15 protein-coding genes are annotated in these 13,656 nt (G+C 41.4%); 4 read left to right on the top strand and 11 right to left on the bottom strand.

Annotated features, from left to right (window positions below):
• Positions 1–3: 3 nt before the first annotated feature.
• Positions 4–711: a segregation and condensation protein A gene (locus BLR15_RS04060; protein ID WP_092984934.1), complete on the bottom strand. Its 708-nt coding sequence runs from the start codon at positions 709–711 to the stop codon at positions 4–6.
• Between the two features lie 28 nt (positions 712–739).
• On the opposite strand from BLR15_RS04060, the gene BLR15_RS04065 reads away from it, so the two are divergent.
• Positions 740–1,267, top strand: coding sequence for a DUF309 domain-containing protein (locus BLR15_RS04065; RefSeq protein WP_176754047.1), 528 nt, complete (start codon positions 740–742; stop codon positions 1,265–1,267).
• Positions 1,268–1,412: 145 nt separating this feature from the next.
• On the opposite strand, the gene deoB is transcribed toward BLR15_RS04065, so the two are convergent.
• From deoB to BLR15_RS04085, 4 genes are all read right to left on the bottom strand, one after another.
• Positions 1,413–2,585: a phosphopentomutase gene (gene deoB, locus BLR15_RS04070; protein ID WP_092984938.1), complete on the bottom strand. Its 1,173-nt coding sequence runs from the start codon at positions 2,583–2,585 to the stop codon at positions 1,413–1,415.
• Positions 2,586–2,591: 6 nt separating this feature from the next.
• A complete protein-coding gene (xerD, locus tag BLR15_RS04075; protein ID WP_176754056.1) occupies positions 2,592–3,476 on the bottom strand; it encodes a site-specific tyrosine recombinase XerD in 885 nt (294 codons plus the stop codon).
• Positions 3,472–3,933, bottom strand: a complete 462-nt coding sequence (gene fur / locus BLR15_RS04080) for a ferric iron uptake transcriptional regulator (RefSeq protein WP_092984942.1) — start codon at positions 3,931–3,933, stop codon at positions 3,472–3,474. Before fur ends, xerD begins: the two co-directional genes overlap by 5 nt.
• Positions 3,934–4,038: 105 nt before the next feature.
• Complete coding sequence (locus tag BLR15_RS04085; RefSeq protein WP_092984944.1) at positions 4,039–4,587, bottom strand: NUDIX hydrolase; 549 nt, start codon at positions 4,585–4,587, stop codon at positions 4,039–4,041.
• 211 nt (positions 4,588–4,798) lie between these two features.
• Between BLR15_RS04085 and BLR15_RS04090 the strand changes: the two genes are divergently transcribed.
• Together BLR15_RS04090 and BLR15_RS04095 are read left to right on the top strand one after the other, a co-directional pair.
• Positions 4,799–5,653 carry an aldo/keto reductase gene (locus tag BLR15_RS04090; protein ID WP_245696569.1) on the top strand — a complete coding sequence of 285 codons (855 nt, stop codon included), beginning with the start codon at positions 4,799–4,801 and terminating at the stop codon, positions 5,651–5,653.
• On the top strand, positions 5,650–6,603 hold the full coding sequence (locus BLR15_RS04095; RefSeq protein WP_092984948.1) for an alpha/beta hydrolase: 954 nt from the start codon (positions 5,650–5,652) through the stop codon (positions 6,601–6,603). The genes BLR15_RS04090 and BLR15_RS04095 overlap by 4 nt, the downstream gene beginning before the upstream one ends.
• Here the strand turns inward: BLR15_RS04095 and rnz are convergent.
• The gene (gene rnz, locus BLR15_RS04100; RefSeq protein ID WP_092984950.1) at positions 6,536–7,471 is read right to left on the bottom strand and encodes a ribonuclease Z; all 936 of its coding nucleotides are present in this window, start codon (positions 7,469–7,471) and stop codon (positions 6,536–6,538) included. The genes BLR15_RS04095 and rnz overlap by 68 nt on opposite strands.
• A gap of 114 nt (positions 7,472–7,585) precedes the next feature.
• Here rnz and BLR15_RS04105 point away from each other — a divergent pair, with 114 nt between their 5' ends.
• Positions 7,586–8,428 carry a helix-turn-helix domain-containing protein gene (locus tag BLR15_RS04105; protein ID WP_092984952.1) on the top strand — a complete coding sequence of 281 codons (843 nt, stop codon included), beginning with the start codon at positions 7,586–7,588 and terminating at the stop codon, positions 8,426–8,428.
• 98 nt (positions 8,429–8,526) lie between these two features.
• Here BLR15_RS04105 and BLR15_RS04110 read toward each other — a convergent pair whose 3' ends face one another.
• From BLR15_RS04110 to BLR15_RS04130, 5 genes are all read right to left on the bottom strand, one after another.
• Positions 8,527–9,645 (bottom strand): M20/M25/M40 family metallo-hydrolase, encoded by a 1,119-nt coding sequence (locus BLR15_RS04110; protein ID WP_092984954.1) that lies wholly within the window; start codon positions 9,643–9,645, stop codon positions 8,527–8,529.
• Between the two features lie 219 nt (positions 9,646–9,864).
• Entirely contained in the window at positions 9,865–10,296 is a 432-nt protein-coding gene (locus BLR15_RS04115) for a BrxA/BrxB family bacilliredoxin (RefSeq protein WP_092985028.1), read from the bottom strand.
• Between the two features lie 107 nt (positions 10,297–10,403).
• Positions 10,404–11,651, bottom strand: a complete 1,248-nt coding sequence (locus BLR15_RS04120; protein ID WP_092985030.1) for a dihydrolipoamide acetyltransferase family protein — start codon at positions 11,649–11,651, stop codon at positions 10,404–10,406.
• Between the two features lie 28 nt (positions 11,652–11,679).
• Positions 11,680–12,663: an alpha-ketoacid dehydrogenase subunit beta gene (locus tag BLR15_RS04125; protein WP_092984956.1), complete on the bottom strand. Its 984-nt coding sequence runs from the start codon at positions 12,661–12,663 to the stop codon at positions 11,680–11,682.
• Entirely contained in the window at positions 12,656–13,651 is a 996-nt protein-coding gene (locus tag BLR15_RS04130; protein WP_092984958.1) for a thiamine pyrophosphate-dependent dehydrogenase E1 component subunit alpha, read from the bottom strand. The genes BLR15_RS04125 and BLR15_RS04130 overlap by 8 nt, the downstream gene beginning before the upstream one ends.
• Positions 13,652–13,656 lie beyond the last annotated feature (5 nt).

Below are 13,656 nucleotides of genomic sequence, written 5' to 3' on the forward strand. Positions count from 1 at the left end.
GTATTACTGCCTTTCAAACTGATGATTCCCATCCTCCGAAATGTGAATCATCATCTTATGTGATTTCACCCAGTCAAGGATGACTATAAATACTGCCACGACCATCGGCCTTGATTCATTGAAACTGAAAAGCTCGGAAAAACCGAGGGAATTCTTCTGTTCGAATCTTTTATCTATATAAAACTCTGCCTGCTCTCTTGAAACGACTTCACGTCTGATTGTCACAGTCTGCGGCTGATTCAGGGAAACACGCATTCTGACTTTCTGGTATGCTTCCAGCAAGTGTGATAGATTTAATGAGAGATCTTCGCCGCTGTCATCATTTTCCTCAAGATCATGTGGCGGTTTGATAAATGTTTTATCATTTTCGAGCTTGAGATTATGAAGCTCTTCGGCGTATTCCTTATAATTCTGGTATTCCAGCAGCTGTTCAAGCAGTTGTTCCCTCGGATCTTCATAATCCTCCTCAACGGCTGCAGGTTCCGGAAGCAGCATGAAACTTTTTATTTTCAGAAGTTCGCTGGCCATCACCAGATATTCGCTGGCTACATTGATCTCCAGTTCTTTCATCTGGTTTATGTATTCCATGTACTGTTCGGTCAATGTTGCCATCGGGATATCGTATATATCAATTTCCAGTTCCTTGATCAAGTGTAACAGCAAGTCGAGAGGACCTTCAAAAATATCTAATCTAACCTCATAGGTAAGCATACTAAAACCTCAATTTTGGAGAATGTTTATGGATAAAATTACTTTGTTAAATTACTATAACGAATTTATTATAAAGCAAGATTACTTTGAATGCCATGAAATCATGGAAGACTCGTGGAAATCAAAAGAAAATTTTACTAAAAATCTTGATGAAGTATTTTTTATACAAGTTTCCACTGCCGAGTATCACTACCGCAGGAACAACCTTTATGGTGCAAAGAAAATATATAACCGTGCTGTGGACAGACTGAACAGCAGACCGATTGATTATAATGAATACGGCCTAAAAAGCACAATAAAAAATATCATCGGAAATCGTTTACATAATATAGATTATGTAAACTTCAAGCCGCTGCAACTCCCATTGACGGATGATATGTACAGAAAGCTGCATTCTTTTGCCATGCCCGATGTATCTTACGAGGAATTTCTGGAATATATTAAAAACCTTCATAAAACCAGCATAATGCTTGTAGAAAAACACCGGTTAAGAGACCGCAGTGAAATTATCAATGTAAGGAATGCCAATCGATTGAAGAAGCGCAGAAAAGATTGACGCCTGCAAACTAAAAACTGCGGACAAACAACAATGATTTGTCCGCAGTTTTTCAATTTTTCACACTAAAAATACCCAGTATGAAATTCCCCAAGCCAATGCAAAAATCAGTATTAAAATAAAAACGAGTTTTCTGTTTCTCATGTCACTTCAACTCGCCCAGCAGGCTTTTACCTTTTGTTTCATATTGAATATCGAAGTTCTCTGCGATTGTAGCAGCAAGATCACTGAATGTATCACTGTTGCGCAGCGGACCAAAATTCAAGTCTCTCTTAGAAGTCATCAGTAATGGTACATATTCCCTTGTGTGGTCGGTGCCTGTGTGCGTCGGGTCATTCCCATGGTCTGCTGTAATGATAAGAAGATCGTCATCCTGCAGTTTCGCAGTGATTTCAGGCAGGCGCTCGTCAAATTCTTTCAGGGCATTCGAATAACCTGCCGGATCTCTTCGGTGTCCGTACAAGGCATCGAAGTCAACTAGGTTTAAAAATGACATGCCCTCAAATTCGCGGTCCATGACTTCAAGCAATTTATCTACGCCGTCATCGTTATTTTTTGTTCTGACGGAATCAGTAATCCCTGAACCGGTGAAAATATCATTGATCTTACCGATACCGATGACGTCTTTGCCCGACTCTTCCAAAGCGTTCAGAACTGTTTTACCAAATGGCTCCAGGGCATAATCATGTCTGTTTTCGGTTCTTGTAAAGTCTTTTTTATTTGTTCCCACAAACGGCCTTGCAATGACTCTGCCCACCAGAAATTCAGGATCTTTGGTCATTTCTCTCACTTTTTCACAAATTTCATAAAGTTCCTCAAGAGGAATCACTTCTTCATGCGCTGCGATTTGAAGCACAGGGTCATTAGAAGTGTAAACAATCAGATCGCCCGTTTCCAGCTGATTTTCTCCATAATCTTTAATGATTTCAGTCCCGCTTGCAGGAATGTTCCCAACAATTTCCCGGCCTGTCGCCTTTCTGATTTTATCCAGTAACTCTTCCGGGAAACCTTCAGGATATACTTTGAACGGTTTATCGATATGCAGGCCTGCAATTTCCCAATGACCCGTCATGGTATCTTTGCCCTGCGAAAGTTCAGCCATTTTACTGTAAAAGGCCTGAGTGGTTTCAGGACAGCCTACACCAGGCAGCTCATCTATGCAGCCAAGACCCAGTTTTTCCAGGTTCCCCAAAGTAACCGGAGAATCTTCCAGGAGGTGTTTAAGTGTATGTGTACCTTCGTCCCCAAATTCTTTTGCATCATGCTGTGCGCCGATACCGACTGAATCCAATACTATTAAATGTATTCTTTTAAACATATAATCCTACTTTCTCGGGTGAAATTGTTTATACATTTCACGAATTTTAGTGGTTGATATTTGCGTATATATTTGAGTGGTACTGATATCCGAATGGCCGAGCATTTCCTGAACAGCCCTCAGATCGGCCCCGTTCTCAATCAGATGGGTAGCGAAAGAATGCCTGAAAGTGTGCGGTGTGATATTTTTCCTGATGCCGCTCAGCAGCTCATATTTTTTTATAGTTTTCCACAGTCCCTGACGGGTGAAGCCCCGTCCTCTGTTAGTGATGAAAAGGTCATCATTATCGTCTGTTTTAAGCAGATAGGGTCTGACTTCGGCCACATAGTGATCGAGTTTTTTTGCGACAAAATCTGTAATGGGCACTATTCTTTCCTTGCTTCCTTTGCCGCTGACCCGGATGAAGCCCATTTCCGTATTGATATCCGCCCTTTTAATACTGATCAGTTCACTCACACGGATACCTGATGCATAGAGGACTTCCATCAGGGTGTTGTCCCTCAGCCCTGCCGGAGATGCATCGGGTGTATTCAGCAGGATTTCCATTTCTTCAATCGTCAAATACTCGGGCAGTTTCTTTTCTCCTCTGACTGCAGTCAGCTTTACTGCGGGATTCACCTCAATAATGTTCTGGTTAAGTAAAAAATGATGGAAATTCCTTAATGTTGACTGCGTTCTGGAGATGGTTTGTGCACTCAGCCCCTTGTCTGTAAGGAACTTGATAAACTGAATCAATACTTCAGTATCCACATTATCCAGAGATTTGATATTGTTGTCTGCCAAATAATTTGTATAATGCTTCAAATCTTGTCTGTAGGAACTGAGTGAAGCAGAACTCAGACCTTTTTCAATTTTCAGGAAGGTAATATATTCATCAACATATACATCAATCATTGTCCGTGTTCTCCACATTTGATGTGCACGTTCTGCATATGCCATGAAAAGTCAGACGATGATCTGTAATTTTGAACTGAAAATCACTTTCAACTATTTTCTCGACATCCCCGAGCAGGTCCTCTTCAATCTCCTCGACAGAACCACAGTTGATACAGACGAGATGATGGTGAAAATGTTCAGCCCCTTCTTTACGGAGGTCATATCTTGACACACCATCTCCAAAATTGATCTTGTCTAAGATTTTCAATTCATTAAGCAGTTCCAAAGTGCGATATACAGTAGCAAGCCCGATCTCAGGGTATTTATCTTTAACTTTCATGAAAACATCTTCCGCGCTTAAATGATCACTTTCATTTTCCAGTAATACCCGAAGTGTCACTTCACGCTGTGGTGTCAATTTATATCGCGCATCATGAAGGGCTTCTTTTATATGCTGTATTCTTTTTTCCACGACGCCACCTACTTTAATCTTTTATCAATATACATTATACAAAACTTTCAAGAGGATTAAAAGTTATTAATAATAATTATAAATAATTATTACTCTAATTGAGAATCATAAATTTGATAATATATATTGTACAGCAATTATGGTTTTGGCATCACGAAAATACCCTTTTTCAAGGTTTTCTTTCAATGAACTGAGTGGTATTTTAACAATATCCAAAAATTCATCATTTTCAAGAGCCTGGTCTTCCAGCCTGATATCCTCGGCAATGTACAAGTGGATCAATTCGCTGGCAAAGCCCGGTGCCGTGTAAAATTCATACAGCTTTCTGATGTCGGAGCTGACAGCACCTATCTCTTCTTTCAATTCTTTTTTTGCAGTTTCATCAGGCGCCTCGTTCTCTTCCACCTTACCTGCCGGTATTTCTAAAATCACTTCGCCTGTCGGCGTTCTGTACTGCCTCACAAAGTACAGATGTTCTTCATGTACAGCAATGATTGCGACTGCGCCATTGTGATGCACGACTTCCCTTTTTGAAACATTGCCGTTTGGAAGTAAAACATCATCATGTGTCACTTTTATAATTTTACCATTAAATATTTCTTTTGAATTCATCACTTTTTCTCTCAAATGTTCAAATGATTCATTGTTAGTCATATGTAAGCTCCTAGACTGTTTATTTTCTTAACTATATCATTAAATACAGACCTTTAAAAAGACACTGAAAATAAAAAGATTATGAAAATGTTCAAATTTATATTGAAGTATTGATATAATCATCATAGTGAATCATATGAAGGAGTTTTATGAAATGATAAATGTCCAATCCAATAATAACCTCATACTTTCTCAAGTGGCTTTGGGTTGTATGAATTTACCTTTGGAAGATGAAATAAAGACAGAAGAAATTATAGAATATGCACTGTCAGAGAACATCAATTATTTTGATACTGCAGATTTGTATCAATTTGGCAGAAACGAAGAAGTTACAGGAAAAATACTGAGCAGGTACAGGAGTCGCCATGATTTTACGATTGGTACAAAAGTCGGCAACGAATTCGACCGGCATCTGCAGCAGAAAATCGGCTGGAATCCGACAGCCAAATATATAAAGGGACAGGTCAAAAATTCTCTTCACAGAATGAATGTGGACAGTATAGACCTTTATCAGCTGCATGGCGGAACAATCGAAGATGACAAGGATGAAACGATCGAAGCATTCGAAGATTTAAAAGCCGAAGGCATCATCAAAAGTTACGGACTGTCCTCCATCCGTCCGAATGTCATTGATTACTATATAAGAAACAGTAATATTGACACTCTGATGCTCCAGTTCAATCCGATCGACAACAGGCCGCTCGAACTGATGACTTCTCTTGAAGATGTGGTAGTAATGGCAAGAGGACCTTTGATGCAGGGATTATTTACACAGAAGTCTGCTGAAGTCTTGCAACATAAATTCCCGGATGGTATGTTTAATTATTCATCCGATGAATTGAATGCAATACTGGGTGAATTGATGGAAGTATCAGATGATTTGACTGCACTGTCCTACAGATATATTCTTGATTCTGCAAATATTATAGTGAGCGGTGTCAGCACTCTGGAACAGCTTGAGAATAATATGGATAGTTACAGAAAATCACTGGAAATTAACAGTTCTGATTTCAGCGGAATACTTCAAAAATTCAAAAAGCTAAGATATGAGGAACATAGAATATGAAAAATATAGGAATATGGATTTGGACAGGTATACTGTCCATCGTTACTATTGTAGTATCGCTCGGTTATTACGCTTCGACCCAGACGCTGTTTTTTAAACTGAGGGATGTTGAAGTCATTAAACGCAGGGAAACAAGAGCAAAAAGAATCAACCTGGATGAATTTAAGAAGCTGCCGCAGGATGATATACTAATTCCCTCAAGATTTAATTACAGTATAAATGCGATATTCGTCTATCCGAATGATACCAACAAATGGGTTGTGCTCTGCCACGGTGTCACAGAGAACAAAGTCAGCTCCATCAAGTATTTGAATATGTTTGTGGAAATGGGTTACAACTGTGTAATCTATGATGCCAGAAGGCATGGCAACACCGGCGGCATCCACTCCACATACGGATTTTACGAAAAGTATGATCTGGAAACGGTCGTCGATTATCTTCATGAACATTACGGTGAAGATATCGATTTCGGCATTCATGGTGAATCGATGGGTGCGGCTACCGTTCTGCTCTATGCAGGCGAACTTTCGAACAAGGCGAAATTCTATATTTCGGATGCTTCATTTTCAAAGTTTGCAGATCAGCTGACATTCATCTTTGGACAATATTCCAGAATGGCATCGCCTCTTGTACTGATCGTCACCAACCTGTTTTTCAGGTTCAGAAGTAAATTCTCATTATACAAAGTTTCACCGATAAGAGTGGTCGATAAGATAAAACAGCCGATATTGTTCATCCATTCCAAAAATGACAGATTCATACCTTACCAGCAGACTGAAGAACTTTATAATAAAAAAGAAGGGCCCAAAGTTGCCTGGTACCCTGGACGTGGTGGCCATGTCGAAAGTTTCAACCGCAATCAGCAGGCGTATATTGACAAAGTCACTTACTTCCTTGAGAATTATGTAAAATGGGAAGTTGGAAAAAATCATGGGCAAGATAGACATTAGGGGGCAGTTCCCCATCCAGCCGTAGCAGAAACTCTTCTTCATAACGGTTGCTCAGATGTGAGAGCAGAAGGTGACCGTAGCTGATATCATTGAAGTTATTCAGCACACCTGATATTTCCGAATGGAAATACTGGTGTGCTTTTTCATTTTCATTATCCAGATATGTCGCTTCATGGACGATCAGATCACTGCTGTCTATCAAAGACAGATATTCGCTGTCTGATACTATACGGGTATCTCCGTGGATGGATATTTTACGCCCTTTGATTTCCGGTCCTATGAAATCTTCCGTGTTATACGATATTCCTTCATATTCAAAGACGGACGAATTTTTTATATCAGCGTATATCGGACCCGGCTTTATGCCTATTTCTTTAAGTTTTTCCGTATTCAGTGCGCCTTTTTTATTTTCTTCCCTGAATACGTAAAGGTAGCTGTCTATGGTATGGTCCAGTAGATGGACATCCACTTTGAACTTGTCAATTTCTATTTGAGTATTATGTTCGACCTCGATGATATTCAAAGGATAATTCAGTCTGGAGCAGCTGATTTCAAATGTAACCTTCAGCCATTCTTTCAGACCTTTAGGTCCATAAATTGTCAGCGGAAGGTTTTCACCGCCCTGATGTGCTCTGGAAGATAAAAAACCAGGCAGCCCATATATATGATCACCATGCATATGTGTGATGAAGATGTTTTTAATTTTGGATGGTTTTATATTGGTATGTAAAATCTGGTGCTGAAGCGCTTCACCGGCGTCTATCAGTATATATTGATTACTTTCATCTATGGCATCCAATATATAACTCTGTGTATTTCTTTTTTTTGACGGCAGGCCGGCGCCTGATCCGAGGACTGTAAGCTGCATAAAATCACCTTTTTATATTGATTGCTCAATTATATCATAATTATTGTTTTTTTAAGATGACAGTGAAATAATAATTAGAAGAGCAAAAGAATTATGAAGGTGGCATCAGGTACTATGGAAACTGTAAATTTCATTGAAAAATTTATAATATATATAGAAGATCACTTAAGGGAACGGATAGATTATAATGAAGCACTGTATGACCTCGGTGTAGAACCGAAATCTTTTATAACCATCTTCACTTCTTTGGTCGGTATGACACCTTACGAATACCAGCACAAAAGAAGAATGACCGAAGTAGCCTATGAGCTTTACGAAGGTCACCGCAGACTGATAGATATTGCCAAGTATTACGGCTATAGGAATGTCGATGAGTTCAAAGATCTATACAAAAATACAATGGGCATCTCCCCTTATGAAACAGAGAGATATATCAGACAGCTGGATCTGCTGGAAAGAATCACATTTGAAATAGTCCCTGTCGATTCACCAAAATATCCGACAAAGACTGTATATGTGGGCAGTTTCAGGATTGTTGGAATCACTCAATACTTCTCAATCAATGATTACAGCCGTGAAGAAAAATTGTCAATGTTAAAACAACTTGAGAAGGACGGTGTCATCGATGAACTGTTAAATTATAATACCGGTCAGGTCAAAGGTATCATCATGCATGAAAGAGTCGTCAAAGATGAAATGGAACTGATGATCGGGGTGAGTTCTATAGATGCTACACCATTTAATGAAACTTATACTGAGTCAAGCGATTTCACCATATTTGAAGGTACTGGCAAAGCCGGGCCGCTGATCGAAGATATATATCAGTATATTTTCAGAAGATGGCGTTTTAAGATGAACAGAGACTTGAACTGCAACTTCTCCATCGAAGTGATCAAGAGCCCGTTTGATGTGGATTATTCAGATTCCAAACTCCAGGTCTGGCAGTCACTCGAGTAAAAATAGAACCCCCCTTATGGATTCCTGCATCCATAAGGGGGAGTTGTTTATAAACGTATTTATCCAATGCCGATATTGACAGCACAGCATTATTCTTTTCATTTTTTCTGATGCTGTACTTTTATTATTTCAACGACTAATTCTGCAGCTTTGACCAGTTCTTCAACCGGTATTCTTTCAGAAGTCGTGTGAATGTTTTCATACCCAAGACCTAAAACAACTGTCTGGGTACCTTTGCCGTTAAAGACATTTCCGTCACTGCCTCCCCCGAGGGAAATGAAATCTGCCTCACGGCCGATATTTTCAATGGCCTGCTGGACTGTCGTTACGACTTCAGAATCCAATTCTGCATGAAGGTGGTCATACATCAGTTCAATGCTGACTTCAGCCCTGCCTCCGAGTGATTGTGCCGCATTTTCAAAAGCTTCTCTCATATGAGCAGCCTGTCGATCCATCTTCTCAGGACTTAAACTGCGTGCTTCAGCCAGTACATAGGCATAGTCTGCCACAATGTTCGTCGCACTGCCGCCTTCGATACGACCGACATTGGCAGTCGTCTCTTCATCTATTCTTCCGAGAGTCATCTGACTGACCGCTTTGGCAGCGATATTGACCGCGCTGACACCCTCTTCAGGTGCCACCCCGGCATGTGCTGTTTTACCATGCAGATGTGCTTCTATCTTACTTTGTGTCGGGGCGGAAGTGACGACGGTCCCTACTTTTCCTGTGGAATCTATCGCGTAGCCGAACTTACTTTTTAACAGATTCGTATCGAAAGCCTTCGCTCCCACCAGCCCGGATTCTTCTCCGACTGTAATGACGATTTCGATATCACCATGCGGTATATCATTTTCGGAGATGACATGAAGCGCTTCTATGATTGCTGCGATACCTGCTTTGTCGTCACTTCCAAGAATCGTTGTACCGTCAGATACAATATAGCCGTCTTCAATCTGTGGCTTGATGCCGGCTCCGGGTGTCACGGTATCCATATGGACCGTGAAATATACAGGCTCGGCAGAAGGTTCTCCCTTTAACCTGATGAGCAGGTTTCCGGCACCGTGGCCGGTCACTTCCATCGTATCGTCTTCGATGATTTCCACGTCAAATTTTTTAAAATATCTCTTTAAATAATCAGCGATTTCCCTTTCATTTCCTGACTCTGAATCCACTTTCAGCATTTCGATAAACTGTTTGATCAAACGGTCGTTATTCATAGCAGTTCCTTTCCAATAATTATTGATTGTCCTAAACGAGTATAATATACTGTTTATAGTAATTTATTTGAGGATGATATTAATGCAAAACAAGAAAGTAAGACTGTTTATTATCTGGTTTATGGTGTTTCTGATCGTAATATCCGGTTTATTGTTCGGAGTCAGCATGCTGACAGGTGTTTGACTAAATTAATGAGGTCCTTTAAAGGACCTCTTTTTTTATACTTCTTCGCAATGTTCTTCGAACCATGCCTGTAAGTTTGTAATTACACTCATTGTCTCATGGCCTTCGATTTCATGTCTTTCAATCATATCGACAACTTTGCCGTCTTTAAACAGTGCAAATGATGGTGAGGACGGCAGGTAGTCAGGTGCTTTGTCGCGCACATGCTCTGTAGCCTCTTTATCCTGCCCTGCAAATACAGTCAGCAGCTGGGTAGGCAGTTTGTCATAGTTCAAAGCATGTTTTGCAGCAGGACGTGCGATTCCGCCGGCACAGCCGCAGACTGAGTTGACCATTACTAGAGATGTACCTTCTTTATTTAAATACTGATCAACTTCATCAGGTGTTGTCAGTTCTGTGTATCCGGACTCGCGCATTTCACTGCGGGCTGTAGTGACAATGTCGTTCATATACAAATTAAAATCCATATTGCTCATATCGAATCTCTCCTTATGAAAATAAACCCTATCATACGATAAGGTTTATAATATTATCTTTAAATTCAGTTTATCTGTAAAAATTGGCTTTGTAAAGGTTAATACACCGAAGTATGCTCCGATGATATCATTTCGATTTTCTCTTTGACTCGTTTCAGGAATTTACCTGCAACGAGACCATCCAGTATTCTGTGATCGATGGATAAACATAAATTGACCATGTGGCGTACAGCAATCATATCATCGATGATCACCGGTTTTTTTACAATGGACTCGACTTGTAAAATTGCAGCCTGCGGATGGTTGATGATACCCATCGACTGGACAGAACCGAACGCGCCGGTATTATTTACCGTAAATGTGCCGCCTGACATATGGGCACTGGTCAGTTTGTGTTCCCTGCCAAGAGATGCAAGCTCATTTACTTTCTTCGCTATCCCTTTAATCGTGAGCTCATCCGCATTTTTAATGACCGGCACATAAAGCTTGTCATCGCTTGCTACAGCTATGGATATATTAATATCCTTATTGACGACAATTTTATCACCCTGCCATGAACTGTTCAGCATCGGATACTCTTTCAAGGTTTCTGCAACAGCTTTTACGAAGAAGCTGAAAAAGGTCAGGTTGAAACCTTCGGTCTCCTTAAACTTGTCCTTTAACTGATTGCGGGTATTGACCATATTTGTTGCATCCACTTCCATCATCAGCCACGCGTGAGGAATCTCAGTGGAAGACTGGACCATCTTATTTGCAATCGCAGCCCTGACACCGCTGACCGGTATCTCTTCACCCGGGACCGCCTGAGTGCTTTCAGCCGGTGCTTCTGAAGTCTGCTGTTTTTTTGGCTCAGGTGATTCCTTGGATTTTTCTCCTGCCAGTGTTGGATCTTCGATCACTTTCAAAATGTCTTTCTTCGTAATACGGCCGTTGAACCCGGTGCCTGTCACCTGATTCAAGTTGATATCATGCTCGCCTGCGAGACGCATGACTACCGGTGAAATACGTGCCCCTTTCGGTTTATCCGTCTTCGACGCCTGTGGTTTTGACGGGTTGTGTTTTTCAGCTGTCCCGGCAGAGTCTTCAGCAGTGCTTTCTTCCGTTTTTGGTTCATCAGCAGAGTCAGCATCTGTTTTTATAGTACATATAGGTGCACCGACCTCGACCGTTTCCCCTTCTTGTACAAGAAGCTCACCGATTGTGCCGTCAAAAACCGAAGGCACTTCAGCCGTCACCTTATCTGTGATGACCTCACAGATCGGATCATACTGTTCAATCGTATCTCCCGGTGACACCAGCCATTTTTCTATCGTACCTTCAGTAACACTTTCACCAAGTTTCGGCATCTTAATTTCAGTCACTGTTTCCCCTCCTCTAGTGCTCGATTAATTCCAGCATTTTCTCTTCTATTTTCTCAGGATTCACCATGAAAAAGTCTTCCATAGGCGGTGAATAAGGCATTGCCGGTACGTCCGGACCTGCGAGGCGCATGATCGGGGCATCCAGATCATATAAACAATTTTCCCCGATGATTGCGGAAACTTCACTCATGATGCTTCCTTCAAGATTATCTTCGGTGACAAGCAGTACTTTTCCCGTCTTTTTAGCAGAAGCAATGATACTTTCCTTATCGAGCGGATACACTGTTCTCAAATCCAGGATTTCAACGTCATGGCCATCCTTTGACAGCCTTTCTGCTGCCTGGAGTGAATAATTCACACACAGGCCATAAGTAATGACTGTAATATCTTCACCGGAGCGTTTCACATCCGCTTTTCCGATTGGAACGGTGTAATCACCTTCAGGCACTTCTTCTTTTAAAAGCCTGTATGATTTCTTATGTTCGAAATAAAGTACCGGATCATTATCCCTGATTGCTGAAATCAGGAGACCTTTGGCATCAGCCGGTGTCGATGGAATGACCACTTTCAGCCCCGGAGTTGAAGCGAATATGGATTCGATGGACTGTGAATGATACAGAGCGCCATGAATCCCGCCGCCAAATGGTGCCCGGATGACCATCGGGCAATGCCAGTCACCGTTTGAACGATATCTGATTTTTGCTGCTTCGCTAAGTATCTGATTGGTCGCAGGGAGAATATACTCGGCAAATTGGATTTCTGCTACGGGACGTTTTCCCATCATTGCAGCACCGATGCCGGTACCTACGATGTTTGATTCAGCAAGCGGTGTATCCAGACAACGTAATTTGCCGTACTTTTCCTGAAGACCTTCCGTAACTTTGAATACCCCGCCTTTTTTACCGACATCTTCACCTAATATGAAAACGTCATCGTCTCTCCCCATTTCAAAATTCAATGCATTGTGAATTGCCTGGAGATAAGAAATTTTAGCCATTGTCTACCTCCTCGTAAACATTCTTAAGAGCGTCTTCCGCTTTTGGATAAGGTGCTGCTTCCGCCTTTTTGGTCGCATCTTTAATTATCTCTTTAAGCTCGTCCTCTATTTCCAAAAACCATGCATCTTCAGCTATGTCATTTTCCACCATATACTGTTTCAAATGGACGATGCAGTCCGCCTCTTTGTTCTTTTCACGTTCTTCGATTGCACGATAGGAATCATCATCATCAGATGAATGTGCTGTCAGACGTGTGGACATCGCCTCGATCAGAGATGCACCTTCTCCGTTGATTGCTCTCTCCCGTGCTTTTTTCATCACTTCGTACACTGCGAACGGATCATTGCCGTCCACACGTTCGCCATGTATGCCGTATCCGACTGCTCTGTCAGACAATTTTTCGGCCGCATACTGGAGACGTGCAGGCACACTGATGGCATATTCATTATTTTCAATCAGGCAGATGACAGGCAATTTATGAACACCTGCAAAGTTCAGTCCTTCGTGGAAATCACCCTGGCTCGTCGAACCCTCTCCCAAAGTGGTCAGTGCCACTCTTTTTTCATCATCCATTTTAAATTTATAGGCTGCCCCGACAGCATGAAGTACCTGTGTTGTCACTGTCGAGCCTTGAGTTAAAATATTATTTGATTTTTTACTGAAGTGGCCCGGCATCTGACGGCCGCCGCTTTGAATGTCACCTTCTTTTGCAAATGCAGACAGCATGGTTTCAAGCGGTGTCATGCCGAAATGTGTGACCAGAGCCAGATCCCTGTAATATGGGCTGAGTACATCCACTTCCTTATCCAGCGCGAAAGCAGCTCCTACCTGTGTCGCCTCCTGTCCCTGACAAGATATTACAAATGGCAGCTTTCCCGCTCTGTTCAACAGCCACATTCTCTCGTCCATTTTCCTCGACAGTAGCATCGTACGGTAAATTTCCTTAACGTCATCCGCAGTTAAGCCGACTTCTTTATGATCTTTCATACTTT

The organism is Lacicoccus qingdaonensis, from assembly GCF_900101075.1.
GTDB classification, from domain to species: Bacteria; Bacillota; Bacilli; order Staphylococcales; family Salinicoccaceae; genus Lacicoccus; species Lacicoccus qingdaonensis.

Coding starts and splice junctions, on each gene's coding strand:
- BLR15_RS04060 (WP_092984934.1), bottom strand. CDS start 711: ATGCTTACCTATGAGGTTAGATTAGATATTTTTGAAGGTCCTCTCGAC.
- BLR15_RS04065 (WP_176754047.1), top strand. CDS start 740: ATGGATAAAATTACTTTGTTAAATTACTATAACGAATTTATTATAAAG.
- deoB (WP_092984938.1), bottom strand. CDS start 2,585: ATGTTTAAAAGAATACATTTAATAGTATTGGATTCAGTCGGTATCGGC.
- BLR15_RS04085 (WP_092984944.1), bottom strand. CDS start 4,587: ATGACTAACAATGAATCATTTGAACATTTGAGAGAAAAAGTGATGAAT.
- BLR15_RS04090 (WP_245696569.1), top strand. CDS start 4,799: ATGAATTTACCTTTGGAAGATGAAATAAAGACAGAAGAAATTATAGAA.
- BLR15_RS04095 (WP_092984948.1), top strand. CDS start 5,650: ATGAAAAATATAGGAATATGGATTTGGACAGGTATACTGTCCATCGTT.
- rnz (WP_092984950.1), bottom strand. CDS start 7,471: ATGCAGCTTACAGTCCTCGGATCAGGCGCCGGCCTGCCGTCAAAAAAA.
- BLR15_RS04105 (WP_092984952.1), top strand. CDS start 7,586: ATGGAAACTGTAAATTTCATTGAAAAATTTATAATATATATAGAAGAT.
- BLR15_RS04110 (WP_092984954.1), bottom strand. CDS start 9,645: ATGAATAACGACCGTTTGATCAAACAGTTTATCGAAATGCTGAAAGTG.
- BLR15_RS04115 (WP_092985028.1), bottom strand. CDS start 10,296: ATGGATTTTAATTTGTATATGAACGACATTGTCACTACAGCCCGCAGT.
- BLR15_RS04120 (WP_092985030.1), bottom strand. CDS start 11,651: ATGCCGAAACTTGGTGAAAGTGTTACTGAAGGTACGATAGAAAAATGG.
- BLR15_RS04125 (WP_092984956.1), bottom strand. CDS start 12,663: ATGGCTAAAATTTCTTATCTCCAGGCAATTCACAATGCATTGAATTTT.
- BLR15_RS04130 (WP_092984958.1), bottom strand. CDS start 13,651: ATGAAAGATCATAAAGAAGTCGGCTTAACTGCGGATGACGTTAAGGAA.